Raw genomic sequence first — 13,630 nt, 5'->3', positions numbered from 1 at the left:
GTGCCGACAGAGCAAACGAGGAAAGCATGAGCAAGCAGATTCTGATTCTCCCAGGTGATGGCATTGGCCCGGAAATCATGGCCGAAGCGGTCAAGGTCCTGGAGCTGGCGAACGACAAGTACGGCCTGGGCTTCGAACTCAGCCACGATGTGATCGGCGGCGCAGCCATCGACAAGCACGGCGTGCCCCTGGCCGATGAAACCCTGGACCGTGCCCGTGCAGCCGATGCCGTGCTGCTGGGCGCCGTGGGCGGCCCGAAATGGGACAAGATCGAACGTGACATCCGTCCTGAGCGTGGCCTGCTGAAGATTCGCGCGCAACTGGGCCTGTTCGGCAACCTGCGTCCGGCGATTCTTTACCCGCAACTGGCCGATGCATCGAGCCTGAAGCCGGAAATCGTTGCTGGCCTGGATATCCTCATCGTTCGCGAGCTGACCGGCGGCATCTACTTCGGCGCCCCGCGTGGCACCCGTGAGCTGGATAATGGCGAGCGCCAGGCCTACGACACCCTGCCGTACAGCGAAAGCGAAATCCGCCGTATTGCCCGGGTTGGCTTCGACATGGCTCGCGTGCGTGGCAAGAAACTGTGCTCGGTGGACAAGGCCAACGTACTGGCTTCCAGCCAACTGTGGCGTGAAGTGGTCGAGCAGGTGGCCAAGGATTACCCGGACATCGAGCTGAGCCACATGTACGTCGACAACGCCGCCATGCAACTGGTGCGTGCGCCGAAGCAGTTCGACGTGATCGTCACCGACAACATGTTCGGCGACATCCTGTCCGACGAAGCGTCGATGCTCACCGGTTCCATCGGCATGCTGCCGTCGGCCTCCCTGGACGCCAACAACAAGGGTATGTACGAGCCGTGCCACGGTTCGGCGCCGGACATCGCCGGGCAGGGCATTGCCAACCCGTTGGCGACCATCCTGTCGGTGTCGATGATGCTGCGCTACAGCTTCAACTTGAACGATGCCGCCGACGCGATCGAAAAAGCCGTCAGCGTGGTCCTGGACCAGGGCTTGCGCACTGGTGATATCTGGTCGCAAGGTTGTACCAAAGTCGGTACGCAGCAAATGGGCGATGCAGTAGTCGCCGCGCTGCGGAATCTGTAATCTTTCGGGCCCACCGCTTCGACGGTGGCCCACTTTTGTATAGGTGTAGTTGCGATGAAACGTGTAGGTCTGATCGGTTGGCGCGGCATGGTCGGTTCCGTGCTCATGCAGCGAATGCTGGAAGAGCAGGATTTCGATCTCATTGAGCCGGTGTTTTTCACCACTTCCAATGTCGGTGGCCAGGGCCCGTCCGTGGGCAAGGACACCGGTGCGCTCAAGGATGCCTACAGCATCGAAGAGCTCAAGACGCTCGACGTGATCCTGACCTGCCAGGGCGGCGACTACACCAGCGAAGTCTTCCCCAAGCTGCGTGAAGCCGGCTGGCAGGGTTACTGGATCGACGCCGCTTCCAGCCTGCGCATGCAGGACGACGCGGTGATCGTCCTCGACCCGGTGAACCGCAAGGTCATCGACCAGCAGCTGGACGCGGGCACCAAGAACTACATCGGCGGCAACTGCACCGTCAGCCTGATGCTGATGGGGCTGGGCGGCCTGTTCGAAGCCGGTCTGGTGGAGTGGATGAGCGCCATGACCTACCAGGCAGCGTCCGGTGCCGGCGCGCAGAACATGCGTGAGCTGATCAAGCAGATGGGCGCCACCCATGCCGCCGTCGCCGATGACCTGGCCAACCCGGCCAGCGCCATCCTCGACATCGACCGCAAGGTCGCCGAGGCGATGCGCAGCGATGCCTACCCAACCGAGAACTTCGGCGTACCGCTGGCTGGCAGCCTGATCCCCTGGATCGACAAGGAACTGCCTAACGGCCAGAGCCGTGAAGAGTGGAAGGCCCAGGCCGAAACCAACAAGATCCTGGGTCGCTTCAAGAGCCCGATCCCGGTGGACGGTATCTGCGTGCGCATCGGCGCCATGCGCTGCCACAGCCAGGCGCTGACCATCAAGCTGAACAAAGACGTGCCGATCGCCGACATCGAAGGGTTGATCAGCCAGCACAACCCTTGGGTCAAGCTGGTGCCGAACAACCGCGAAATCAGCATGCAGGAGCTGAGCCCGACCAAGGTCACCGGCACCCTGAACGTACCGGTGGGTCGTTTGCGCAAGCTCAACATGGGTTCGCAATTCGTCGGCGCCTTCACCGTCGGCGACCAACTGCTGTGGGGCGCGGCCGAACCGCTGCGTCGCATGCTGCGGATCCTGCTCGAGCGTTGATCGATTGCTGCTGTGAAAGAACCCGTGCCTTGTGAGAGGTGCGGGTTTTTTATTGGGGGGCGGTTGTGTGTCAGGGCTGGCCTCATCGCGAGCAAGCTCGCTCCCACAGGTTTTGTGGCCACTGAAGACCCCATGTGGGAGCGAGCTTGCTCGCGATGAGGCCAGCCCAGGCACTGCAAAGCCTCCGGCCAATTGCCTGCATACCCACCACCCGGTAAAGTGCCGCTCCCCACGTTTTACCTGAGGTAGACCCATGAGCCAGTCCTTTGATATTGCCGTGATCGGCGCCACCGGTACTGTCGGCGAAACCCTCGTCCAGATTCTCGAAGAGCGGGACTTCCCGGTCGGCAACCTGCACCTGCTGGCCAGCAGCGAATCGGCAGGCAGCTCGGTGATGTTCCGCGGCAAAAACGTGCGGGTGCGCGAAGTCGACGAGTTCGATTTCAGCAAAGTCCAACTGGTGTTCTTCGCCGCCGGCCCGGCGGTGACCCTGAGTTTCGCCCCGCGGGCCACGGCGGCCGGTTGTGCGCTGATTGACCTGTCCGGCGCCTTGCCGCCCGAACAGGCGCCGCAGATCGTGCCGGAAGCCAACGCCCAGGTGCTCGCCGGTTTGAGCAAGCCGTTGCAGGTCGGTAGCCCCAGCGCCTCGGCCACGGCCTTGGCGGTCGTGCTGGCGCCGCTGCGCGAATGCCTGGACTTGCAGCGCATCAGCCTGACCGCCAGCCTCGCTGTGTCGGCCCAGGGCCGCGTGGCCGTGAGCGAATTGGCGCGCCAGACCGCCGAGCTGCTCAACGCCCGTCCGCTGGAGCCGAAATTCTTTGATCGGCAGATGGCGTTCAACCTGCTGGCCCAGGTCGGCATCCCGGACGAGCAGGGCCATACGCAGCTGGAAAAGCGCCTGGTCCGCGAGTTGCGCCAGGTGCTGAATCAGCCTTTGTTAAAGATTTCCGTAACTTGCATTCAAGCCCCGGTGTTTTTTGGCGATAGCTTTAGCGTGACTGTGCAGTCTGCCAGTCCCATCGACCTGGCCAAGGTCAACGCGGCGTTGGAAGCGGCACCCGGTATCGAGCTGGTGGATGCGGGCGATTACCCGACGGCGGTGGGCGATGCGGTGGGGCAGGATGTGGTCTACGTTGGTCGTGTGCGCGGTGGGATCGATGATCCGGCGGAACTAAATATGTGGCTGACGTCAGATAACGTGCGCAAGGGCGCGGCGCTCAATGCGGTGCAGGTGGCTGAGTTGTTGATAAAAGACTTGCTGTAAAAGATACTTGGCATCAATTTGTCGAATGATTCTAGCTGGGCGCTATGCTTGGTCGGAATGCTGAAGGCGAACATCCCTCTGGGGGACTTTCCCGGGGCATGAGTGAAATGATCGCGCGCACCGTCGCTTCGGGGCTGCGCGCAATGCCTTACGGCAGCGGCATCAATACCTTCTCGCTGGCCGAGGAATGTTCAAACAAAGGAAGAGGCTATGGTTCAAGTTCGCAAACTGGTGTTAGCAATAGCGGCCGCCTCGGCGCTGTCCTCCGGTATGGCGCAAGCGCTCGGGCTCGGGGAATTGACCCTGAAGTCGACGCCGAACCAGCCCCTGGTCGCCGAGATCGAGTTGCTCGACGTCCAGCAACTGACCGCTGCCGAAGTCGTGCCGAGCCTGGCCTCGCCCGATGACTTCGCCAAGGCCGGCGTCGACCGCCAGGCCTTTCTCAATGACCTGAGCTTCACCCCGGTGATCAACGCCAATGGCAAGAGCGTCCTGCGGGTAACGTCCAGCCGGCCGCTGTCTGAACCGATGGTCAAGTTCCTGGTGCAGGTGATGTGGCCCAACGGCCGTCTGCTGCGCGACTACAGCGTATTGCTCGATCCTTCCAAATTCTCGCCACAGGCCGCCGACGCCGCCCGGGCGAAACCGCCCCAGGTCGTGTCCACGCCGGTCACCGGGGCGACCAAGCCTTCGCAATACACCACCACGCCGCGCGATACCCTGTGGGAAATCGCCGCCAAGGTGCGTAACGGTGGATCGGTCCAGCAAACCATGCTGGCAATCCAGGCGTTGAACCCGAACGCATTCATCAACGGCAACATCAACCTGCTCAAGACCGGCCAGGTATTGCGCCTGCCGGACCCGGTGCAAAGCACTGCATTGCCGCAACCCCAGGCCATCGCTGAAGTGGCTGCGCAGAACGCCGCCTGGCGCTCGGGTCGTCGTAGCGTGGCGGGTGCTGGCAAGCAGCAATTGGATGCTACCAAGCGTGGCCGTGGTGAAGGCGCGCCGGCACAGGCTGCCGGCCGCGACAACTTGAGCCTGGTGTCGGCTGACTCAGCGAAGGCGGGCGGCAAGGGCAAGGGCGCTGCCGGCGATGCCCAGGCGCTCACCAACAAGCTTGCAGTCACCCAGGAAAGCCTCGACTCGGCTCGCCGGGATAACGAAGAACTGAAAAGCCGCATGGCGGATCTGCAGAGCCAACTGGACAAACTGCAGCGCCTGATCGAGCTGAAGAACAACCAACTGGCCAAGATGCAGGCCGAAGGTGCCGCCGTTCCTCCTGCTGGCGAGGCACCTCCTGCAATGTCCGCAGAGCTGACCCCTGCGCCAGCGGCACAGGCCCCGGCGGCTGCACCTGCGCCAGAGGCAGCCCCGGAAGCGACGCCGCCTGCCACTGCGGTCGAGCCGACGCCTGCCGCGTCCAACGAGCAAAAATACAACGACCTGCTGACCAATCCGATCCTGCTGGGATTGATTGGCGGCGGCGCGCTGCTCCTGCTGTTGTTGCTGTTGTTGCTCGCCCGTCGCCGCAAGGCTCAACAGGAAGCGGAAAAGCACTTGCGCATGGCCCGAGCCCTCGAGGAGGAGGCTGACTTCTCCCCGGAGCTCGATCTGCCCCCGAGCAGCTTCGAGGGCATTGATGTTCCGCCGCCAAGCGTAAAACTTGAGCCAAAACCCGTGCCTGCCCCTGCGCCAGTCCCCAAGCCGGCTCCAGTGGTTGCGCCTGTGGTGGTCACACCGCCTATCGCGGCGCCATTGGTGGCTCCGGCTGCCGAGCGCTCCGACGACGTGCTGCCCCAGGCCCAGTCCCATATCGATCGCGGCCGCTTGAACCAGGCCGCCGACCTGCTTGAACAAGGCATCAAGGCCGAGCCCCAGCGCAGCGACCTGCGCCTGAAACTGATGGAAGTCTACGGTCAGCAGGGCGACCGCGACGCTTTCGTCGCCCAGGAACGCCAGTTGGTGGCCAATGGCGAAAACTTCGCCCAGGTCGAACAGCTGAAAAGCCGTTTCCCGGCCATGGTGATCGCCTCCGCCGCTGGCTTGGCCGCCGCGACAGTGGCAGCAGAGCTGGACGCGCAGTACGTCAAGGAGCTGTTGGAAGACAAGACACCGACCGACGAAGAGCTGGACAGCGCCTTCGACCTGAGCCTGGATGACCTGGAAACGACCCCGGCTGCGCCGACGCCAGAGCCTGTCGCTGAGCTGGACGCGTTCCCGGAAGACGACGACCTGAGTTTCGAGTCGGTGCTCAAGCAGCAGACTGAAGCCAACGAAAGCCTGGATGACCTGTCGGAATTCGACCTGGACCTGGGCGCCGATGCGCCGACCCCGATCCCGGCGCTCGACGACGAAGACTTCCTGCTGGACCTGGACGACGATCTCAAGGGCCTGGATTTGCCTGCGACTGAAGCGCCAGCCTTGGCTGACACCCCAGCCGACGATCTCGAACTGCCGGCGGACTTCGATCTGTCCCTGTCTGACGAAATGGACGCGCACGATGCGCCCAAGGATGCCTTCGAGTCCGAGCTGGATGATGTAAACGCCGAGCTGGATCGCCTGTCCGACAGCCTGGGCCAGCCGACGTTTACCGCCGAAGATGCCCTGGTCGGTGCTGAAGACGAACCGGACTTCGACTTCCTTAGCGGTACCGACGAAGTGGCGACCAAGCTCGATCTGGCCCAGGCCTACATCGACATGGGCGACAACGACGGCGCCCGCGACATCCTCGGCGAAGTCCTCAGCGAAGGCGACGCCACCCAGAAGAGCGAAGCGCAGGAGATGTTGTCGCGTTTGGCTTGAGTCAGTGGTTATACAAGAACGGCAGCCGGTGAGGCTGCCGTTTTTGTTTGCGGCGGGATTTGCGGGTGTTTGGACTGGCGTCATCGCGAGCAGGCTCGCTCCCACAGGGGATTTGCGGTGGGAGCAAAGCTTGCTCTCGATGACCAAGGTACATTCAACATCAATGCAAGCTGACCCACCGCTATCGCGAGCAAGCTCGGCTCCCACAGGGGGTTGTGGTGGGAGCAAAGCTTGCTCGCGATAGCGTCGGCTCATTCAACACAGGATCACCCGTCGGACTGGCATCCCAAGCCATCGGCCTTATAATGCCCGCCTTTGCGTACCTCAGCAGGCTGTAATTCCTTGGCAAACATAGACAACCCGGCCGCCGAAATGGCGGCCGACGGCTTTTTCCGGATCGCCTTGGGCGTTGAATACAAAGGCTCGCGCTATCGTGGCTGGCAGCGCCAGGCTTCCGGTGTATTGACTGTGCAGGAAACCCTTGAAAACGCCCTGTCCAAAGTCGCCGACTCGCCCGTGTCGCTGCATTGCGCCGGTCGTACCGATGCTGGTGTGCATGCCTGCGGCCAAGTGGTGCATTTCGACACCCAGGTCGAGCGCTCGATGAAGGCCTGGGTGATGGGCGCCAACATCAACTTGCCCCACGATGTCAGCGTCAGTTGGGCCAAGGTGATGCCGGCGCACTTCCATGCACGCTTCAAGGCCATCGCCCGGCGGTATCGCTACGTGATCTACAACGATCAGATCCGCCCGGCGCACCTGAACGAAGAAATCACCTGGAATCACCGCCCGCTGGACGTCGAGCGCATGGCCGAGGCCGCGCAATACCTGGTCGGCGTCCATGATTTCAGCGCCTTCCGTGCCGGCCAGTGCCAGGCCAAGTCGCCGATCAAAGAGTTGCATCACCTGCGCGTAACCCGTCACGGCAAGATGATCGTGCTCGACATCCGCGCCAGCGCGTTCCTGCATCACATGGTGCGCAACATTGCCGGCGTGCTGATGACCATTGGTGCTGGCGAACGGCCGGTGGAGTGGATCAAGGAAGTGCTCGACAGTCGCATCCGGCGCTCCGGTGGCGTCACGGCGCACCCGTTTGGCTTGTACCTGGTACAGGTCGAATATCGCGATGAATTCGAGCTGCCGGAGCGTTACATCGGGCCACATTTCCTCACGGGCTTCTCGGAACTCGACGGCTGACGCCCTCCGCAGCATTTGCTACCATCCGGGACTTTCACGGATTTGCCTGAGGTTTTACCCACCATGCCGGTCGTTCGCAGCAAGATTTGCGGGATCACCCGCGTCGAGGACGCGTTGGCGGCGGTCGAGGCCGGGGCCGATGCCATCGGGCTGGTGTTTTACGCCAAGAGCCCGCGCGCGGTGACGGTGCAGCAGGCGAGGGCGATCATCGAGGCCCTGCCGCCGTTCGTGACCTCGGTGGGCCTGTTCGTCAATGCCAGTCGTTGCGAGTTGGGCGAAATACTCGATGCGGTGCCGCTGGGTTTGTTGCAGTTCCATGGCGACGAGGCCCCGGCCGATTGCGAGGGCTGGCATCGCCCATACATCAAGGCGTTGCGGGTCAAGGCCGGGGATGACATTGCCGCCAGTTGCGCAGCTTTCGCCGGTGCCAGCGGCATTTTGCTGGACACCTATGTGGAAGGCGTTCCCGGAGGGACCGGTGAAGCGTTCGATTGGTCGCTGGTGCCCCAAGGCCTGGACAAACCGATTATCCTGGCCGGTGGCCTGACCGTGGACAACGTGGCTCAGGCCATTCGCCAGGTTCGCCCTTACGCGGTGGACGTGAGCGGAGGTGTGGAGCAGAGCAAGGGCATCAAGGACCCTGCAAAGATTCGTGCATTCATGGCCGCTGTGCGCAGTAGCCAGTCGTCAATGTGACGGCTGGCAGACTGCCGCCGTCCATACCAGCACTGTACAAAGCAGGCAGGTGCCGCCTCCGGGTGGGCCGATAGCGAAGTGGTAGCCGCCGTGCGGTTGCCGGGATGGCTGAGGAAGGTTGGGTTGCACGCAGGTCATGTTTTGCACTGACCGTGGCGGCCCCTCGACTCGCCGCACAATGAATTTAGCTCAAGGGCATACGCGGGGCCGCGAACCAAAGCGTTCGGGCCGCCGGTACTGGAGAAAGAAAGCATGAGCAACTGGTTGGTAGACAAACTGATCCCTTCGATCATGCGTTCCGAGGTGAAGAAAAGCTCGGTGCCTGAAGGTCTGTGGCACAAATGTCCATCCTGCGAGGCGGTGCTGTACCGTCCCGAACTGGAAAAGACCCTGGACGTTTGCCCCAAGTGCAACCACCACATGCGCATCGGCGCGCGTGCCCGTATCGACATTTTCCTCGATGCCGAAGGCCGTGTTGAGCTGGGTGCCGACCTGGAGCCAGTGGATCGCCTGAAATTCCGCGATGGCAAGAAATACAAGGACCGCCTGACCGCTGCCCAGAAGCAGACCGGCGAAAAAGATGCGCTGATATCCATGAGCGGCACCCTGCTGGGCATGCCGGTGGTGGTCTCGGCCTTCGAATTTTCCTTCATGGGCGGTTCCATGGGCGCCATCGTCGGTGAGCGCTTCGTTCGTGCCGCCAACTACGCTCTGGAAAACCGTTGCCCGATGATCTGCTTCGCCGCTTCCGGCGGTGCGCGGATGCAGGAAGCGCTGATCTCCCTGATGCAAATGGCCAAGACCTCCGCGGTGCTGGCGCGTCTGCGCGAAGAAGGCATTCCGTTCATCTCGGTGCTGACCGACCCGGTCTACGGTGGTGTTTCCGCCAGCCTGGCGATGCTGGGCGACGTGATCGTCGGTGAGCCGAAAGCCCTGATCGGCTTTGCCGGCCCGCGCGTGATCGAGCAGACCGTGCGTGAAAAACTGCCGGAAGGCTTCCAGCGCAGCGAGTTCCTGCTGGAGCACGGTGCCATCGACATGATCATCCATCGCCAGGAGCTGCGTCCGCGCCTGGGCAACCTGCTGGCACAATTGATGGGTCTGCCGACGCCGAAATTCGTCGCCGCACCGATCGAGCCGATCGTGGTTCCGCCAGTGCCTGCCGGGCTATGACCCAACGCACCCTGGGCGACTGGCTTGCCTACCTCGAGCAGTTGCATCCATCGGCCATCGACATGGGGCTGGAGCGCTCGCAAACGGTAGCGTCCCGCATGGGACTGGCCAAGCCGGCGCCCCGGGTCATTACCGTCACCGGCACCAACGGCAAGGGGTCGACCTGCGCCTTCGTGGCCTCGTTGCTGCGGGCCCAGGGGCTGAGCGTCGGTGTCTACAGCTCGCCGCACCTGCTGCGCTACAACGAGCGGGTGCAAGTGAACGGCGTCGAAGCCACTGACGCCCAGCTGTGCGAAGCCTTTGCCGCGGTGGAAGCCGGGCGAGGCGATACAACCCTCACGTATTTCGAGATGGGCACCCTGGCGGCGTTCTGGTTGTTTGCCCGTGCCGGTCTCGATGCGGTCGTGCTGGAAGTCGGCCTGGGCGGACGGTTGGATACGGTCAACCTGGTGGACGCAGACATTGCACTGGTCACCAGCATTGGCGTGGACCATGCCGATTACCTGGGCGATACCCGCGAATCCGTGGCCTTCGAGAAGGCCGGCATCTTTCGCCAGGGCGCGCCTGCGCTCTGCGGCGATCTCAATCCTCCCCAGCCGTTGCTGGACAAGGTTCGCGAATTGAACTGCCCGTTCTTTCTGCGCGGGCGGGATTTCGACCTGGCGATGACCGAGCAGCACTGGCAATGGCGCGGCAGCGACCTGCAGGGCAATCCGGTGGAATTGCACGATCTGCCCTTGCTGGACCTGCCGATGGAAAACGCCGCCCTGGCGCTCCAGGCCTACCTGTTGCTGGGCTTGCCATGGGATGCCGGGCAAATCGTCCAGGCGCTGCAGGCGACCCGTGTGGTCGGGCGCCTCGATCGTCGTCGGTTCGATTGGCAAGGCAAGCGTCTGAACCTGTTGCTGGATGTCGGCCATAACCCCCACGCGGCGCAGTACCTGGCCGAGCGCCTGGCACGGCGGCCCGTGGTGGGGCGGCGCCTGGCGGTGTTCGGGCTGCTGTCCGACAAGGATCTGGATGGCGTTGTCGAGGCGTTGGGTGCTAGTGTCCAGCATTGGGCGGTGACGCCACTGGATTCGCCGCGCTCGCGTACCGCGGCGCAGTTGCAGGAAGCCTTGCAGCGCCATGGCGCTTCAGTGCAAGCCTACGCTAGCGTGGCCGATGCCTTGGAAGGGCAGTGCGCCCTGGCGACGGCCGATGATGAAATCCTGCTGTTCGGATCATTTTTTTGTGTTGCCGAGGCCCTTCAATGGTTGGCCCGGCGCTCCACGGAGGAGGCTGCAGATGGCATTGCTGGATAAGGCGTACAAGCAGCGCATGGTCGGGGCCCTGGTGTTGGTGGCCTTGGCGGTGATTTTCCTGCCGATGCTGTTTTCCCGTCAGGACGAGCAACGCCAGGTCACGGTTGACGCGCCAGCCGCGCCCCAGGCGCCTTCGGTACCGCCTGTGCAGGTTGAACCGGTGGCGGTGCCCGAGCCCCAGGCATTGCCTCAGGAACCTGTCCCGAGCGACGAGGAGCTGGCCGAGCAGTCGGCGCCGTCGATGCCGATTGCGCCTGCACCTGCACCCGCAACGCCTGCGCCTGCCGCACCGAACAAGCCGTCAGTCGCTCCGGCTCCAGCCCCCGTTCCGGCCGCTCCAGCGGTCAAGCCGGCCCCAAGCCAGCCGATTACTGCCGCCACGACCAAGCCGGACACCACGCAAAGTCGCGTGGATGCCAATGGCCTGTCGGTCAGTTGGTCGGTGCAACTGGCCAGCCTGACCAGTCGCGAAAGTGCCGAGAACTTGCAGAAAACCCTGCGCAGCCAGGGCTACAACGCCTACATCCGTTCCGCCGATGGCAAGAATCGGGTGTTTGTCGGCCCGCTGATCGAGCGTGCCGAAGCCGACCGCCTGCGTGATCTGCTCAGCCGCCAGCAGAACCTCAAGGGTTTTGTGGTGCGCTTCCAGCCAGAGCGCGGCTGACAGCGATTTAGCTGATTTGAATCGTGCAGCTTACCGACAGCCCTGCGCTCTGCTAAAATGCGCCGCCTTATCCGTCTGTAGGCTGCACCGTGCCATTTACCTGGGTTGACTGGGCGATCGTTGCGATCGTCGCCATCTCCGCATTGATCAGTCTGAGCCGCGGCTTCGTCAAGGAAGCCCTCTCGCTGCTGACCTGGATCATCGCGGGAGTCGTAGCCTGGATGTTTGGTGGTTCGCTGTCCCAGTACCTCGCCGGATACATCGAAACTCCGTCGGCTCGCGTGATCGCGGGCTGTGCCATCTTGTTTATCGCCACCTTGCTGGTTGGCGCAATGATCAATTATCTGATCGGCGAACTGATTCGCGTCACCGGGCTTTCCGGGACGGACCGGTTCCTGGGCATGGCCTTTGGCGCCGCGCGTGGCGCGTTGCTGGTGGTCGTGGCCGTCGGGCTCTTGAGCCTGGGGCCGGTACAGCAGGATACGTGGTGGCAGGAGTCCCGGCTCGTGCCACAATTTCTATTGGTCGCAGACTGGTCCAAAAACCTGATCCTGGGTTGGAGCAGTCAGTGGCTTGCCAGCGGTATCAGCGTACCCGCTGAAATACCGTTCAAGGAACACCTCTTGCCGATGGCCAAAACGCCGCAGTAAGTGTTGTTCAGTTCAGATCCATTAAGTAGGGGTTGCGTCGCATGTGTGGCATCGTCGGTATCGTCGGTAAGTCGAACGTCAATCAGGCGCTGTATGACGCGCTAACCGTGCTCCAGCACCGCGGCCAGGACGCTGCCGGTATCGTGACCAGCCATGACGGCCGGTTATTCCTGCGCAAGGACAACGGCCTGGTGCGTGATGTGTTCCACCAGCGCCACATGCAGCGCCTGGTCGGTCACATGGGTATCGGCCACGTGCGCTACCCGACCGCGGGCAGCTCGACGTCGGCTGAAGCCCAGCCGTTCTACGTCAACTCGCCGTACGGCATCACCCTGGCGCACAACGGCAACCTGACCAACGTCGAACAACTGGCCAAGGAGATCTACGAATCTGACTTGCGCCACGTCAACACCAATTCCGACTCGGAAGTGATGCTCAACGTGTTCGCTCACGAGCTGGCCCAGCGCGGCAAGCTGCAGCCTACCGAAGAAGACGTGTTCGCCGCCGTGACCGACGTGCACAACCGTTGCGTCGGCGGCTATGCGGTGGTGGCGATGATCACCGGCTACGGCATCGTCGGTTTCCGCGATCCCCACGGTATCCGCCCGATCGTGTTCGGCCAGCGTCACACCGACGAAGGCGTCGAATACATGATCGCCTCCGAAAGCGTGTCCCTGGACGTGCTGGGCTTCACCCTGATTCGCGACCTGGCCCCGGGCGAAGCGGTCTACATCACTGAAGACGGCAAGCTGCACACCCGTCAGTGCGCGACCAACCCGTCCTTGACCCCGTGCATCTTCGAACACGTCTACCTGGCGCGTCCGGACTCGATCATCGATGGCGTCTCGGTCTACAAGGCCCGCCTGCGCATGGGTGAAAAACTGGCCGACAAGATCCTGCGCGAGCGTCCGGACCATGACATCGACGTGGTCATCCCGATCCCGGACACCAGCCGCACCGCGGCCCTGGAGCTGGCGAACCACCTGGGCGTCAAGTTCCGCGAAGGTTTCGTGAAGAACCGCTACATCGGCCGGACCTTCATCATGCCGGGCCAGGCTGCACGGAAAAAGTCCGTACGCCAGAAGCTCAACGCCATCGAACTGGAATTCCGCGGCAAGAACGTGATGCTGGTGGACGACTCCATCGTGCGTGGCACCACGTGCAAGCAGATCATCCAGATGGCCCGTGAAGCCGGTGCCAAGAACGTGTATTTCTGCTCTGCGGCCCCGGCTGTGCGCTACCCTAACGTCTACGGCATCGACATGCCGAGTGCCCATGAGCTGATCGCTCATAACCGTACCACCCAGGACGTGGCCGACCTGATCGGTGCCGACTGGTTGATCTACCAGGACCTGCCGGACCTGATCGAAGCGGTCGGTGGCGGCAAGATCAAGATCGAGCACTTCGATTGCGCGGTATTCGACGGCAAGTACGTCACCGGCGACATCGACGAGGCCTACCTGAACAAGATCGAGAACGCACGTAACGATGCGTCCAAGGCCAAGACTCAGGCGGTCAGCGCGATCATCGATCTGTACAACAATTGATTAACCAACCGGCCCTGAGGGGCCGGTTTGCGTTTAAACCGATTTCAGGAGTGA

General features: G+C 62.7%; 11 protein-coding genes. All 11 read left to right on the top strand.

All coding sequences use genetic code 11. The annotated features are described in order from the left end of the window. Window positions 1-26 precede the first annotated feature (26 nt). The 11 genes from leuB (at window position 27) to purF (ending at window position 13,576) form a co-directional block, all read left to right on the top strand. A complete protein-coding gene (leuB, locus tag F7R20_RS20925; protein ID WP_003203859.1) occupies window positions 27-1,109 on the top strand; it encodes a 3-isopropylmalate dehydrogenase in 1,083 nt (360 codons plus the stop codon). 54 nt (window positions 1,110-1,163) lie between these two features. After that, entirely contained in the window at window positions 1,164-2,276 is a 1,113-nt protein-coding gene (gene asd / locus F7R20_RS20920; protein ID WP_003203857.1) for an aspartate-semialdehyde dehydrogenase, read from the top strand. 253 nt (window positions 2,277-2,529) lie between these two features. Continuing rightward, window positions 2,530-3,540 carry an aspartate-semialdehyde dehydrogenase gene (locus tag F7R20_RS20915; protein ID WP_003203855.1) on the top strand — a complete coding sequence of 337 codons (1,011 nt, stop codon included), beginning with the start codon at window positions 2,530-2,532 and terminating at the stop codon, window positions 3,538-3,540. A 210-nt stretch (window positions 3,541-3,750) separates the two neighbouring features. Further along, window positions 3,751-6,345, top strand: coding sequence for a FimV/HubP family polar landmark protein (locus F7R20_RS20910; RefSeq protein ID WP_003203854.1), 2,595 nt, complete (start codon window positions 3,751-3,753; stop codon window positions 6,343-6,345). 372 nt (window positions 6,346-6,717) lie between these two features. Next, entirely contained in the window at window positions 6,718-7,542 is an 825-nt protein-coding gene (truA, locus tag F7R20_RS20905; protein WP_003203852.1) for a tRNA pseudouridine(38-40) synthase TruA, read from the top strand. Between the two features lie 63 nt (window positions 7,543-7,605). Continuing rightward, on the top strand, window positions 7,606-8,238 hold the full coding sequence (locus F7R20_RS20900; protein ID WP_003203850.1) for a phosphoribosylanthranilate isomerase: 633 nt from the start codon (window positions 7,606-7,608) through the stop codon (window positions 8,236-8,238). A 252-nt stretch (window positions 8,239-8,490) separates the two neighbouring features. Further along, the gene (gene accD / locus F7R20_RS20895; RefSeq protein WP_003203847.1) at window positions 8,491-9,411 is read left to right on the top strand and encodes an acetyl-CoA carboxylase, carboxyltransferase subunit beta; all 921 of its coding nucleotides are present in this window, start codon (window positions 8,491-8,493) and stop codon (window positions 9,409-9,411) included. Then, window positions 9,408-10,715: a bifunctional tetrahydrofolate synthase/dihydrofolate synthase gene (gene folC / locus F7R20_RS20890; protein ID WP_003203845.1), complete on the top strand. Its 1,308-nt coding sequence runs from the start codon at window positions 9,408-9,410 to the stop codon at window positions 10,713-10,715. The genes accD and folC overlap by 4 nt, the downstream gene beginning before the upstream one ends. Next, window positions 10,699-11,379 (top strand): SPOR domain-containing protein, encoded by a 681-nt coding sequence (locus F7R20_RS20885; RefSeq protein ID WP_003203843.1) that lies wholly within the window; start codon window positions 10,699-10,701, stop codon window positions 11,377-11,379. The genes folC and F7R20_RS20885 overlap by 17 nt, the downstream gene beginning before the upstream one ends. An 89-nt stretch (window positions 11,380-11,468) precedes the next feature. After that, complete coding sequence (locus F7R20_RS20880; protein ID WP_003179770.1) at window positions 11,469-12,029, top strand: CvpA family protein; 561 nt, start codon at window positions 11,469-11,471, stop codon at window positions 12,027-12,029. Window positions 12,030-12,070: 41 nt separating this feature from the next. Beyond that, window positions 12,071-13,576, top strand: coding sequence for an amidophosphoribosyltransferase (gene purF / locus F7R20_RS20875; RefSeq protein ID WP_003203840.1), 1,506 nt, complete (start codon window positions 12,071-12,073; stop codon window positions 13,574-13,576). Window positions 13,577-13,630: the final 54 nt, after the last annotated feature.

Source organism: Pseudomonas brassicacearum subsp. brassicacearum, assembly GCF_008801605.1.
GTDB lineage: Bacteria > Pseudomonadota > Gammaproteobacteria > Pseudomonadales > Pseudomonadaceae > Aquipseudomonas > Aquipseudomonas brassicacearum.
This window is presented reverse-complemented; position numbering and strand designations above follow the sequence as displayed.

Excerpts from the sequence above, each read along its gene's own strand:
- folC (WP_003203845.1), top strand. The coding sequence starts at position 9,408 with ATGACCCAACGCACCCTGGGCGACTGGCTTGCCTACCTCGAGCAGTTG.
- F7R20_RS20900 (WP_003203850.1), top strand. The coding sequence starts at position 7,606 with ATGCCGGTCGTTCGCAGCAAGATTTGCGGGATCACCCGCGTCGAGGAC.
- purF (WP_003203840.1), top strand. The coding sequence starts at position 12,071 with ATGTGTGGCATCGTCGGTATCGTCGGTAAGTCGAACGTCAATCAGGCG.
- F7R20_RS20910 (WP_003203854.1), top strand. The coding sequence starts at position 3,751 with ATGGTTCAAGTTCGCAAACTGGTGTTAGCAATAGCGGCCGCCTCGGCG.
- accD (WP_003203847.1), top strand. The coding sequence starts at position 8,491 with ATGAGCAACTGGTTGGTAGACAAACTGATCCCTTCGATCATGCGTTCC.
- truA (WP_003203852.1), top strand. The coding sequence starts at position 6,718 with ATGGCGGCCGACGGCTTTTTCCGGATCGCCTTGGGCGTTGAATACAAA.
- asd (WP_003203857.1), top strand. The coding sequence starts at position 1,164 with ATGAAACGTGTAGGTCTGATCGGTTGGCGCGGCATGGTCGGTTCCGTG.
- leuB (WP_003203859.1), top strand. The coding sequence starts at position 27 with ATGAGCAAGCAGATTCTGATTCTCCCAGGTGATGGCATTGGCCCGGAA.
- F7R20_RS20885 (WP_003203843.1), top strand. The coding sequence starts at position 10,699 with ATGGCATTGCTGGATAAGGCGTACAAGCAGCGCATGGTCGGGGCCCTG.
- F7R20_RS20915 (WP_003203855.1), top strand. The coding sequence starts at position 2,530 with ATGAGCCAGTCCTTTGATATTGCCGTGATCGGCGCCACCGGTACTGTC.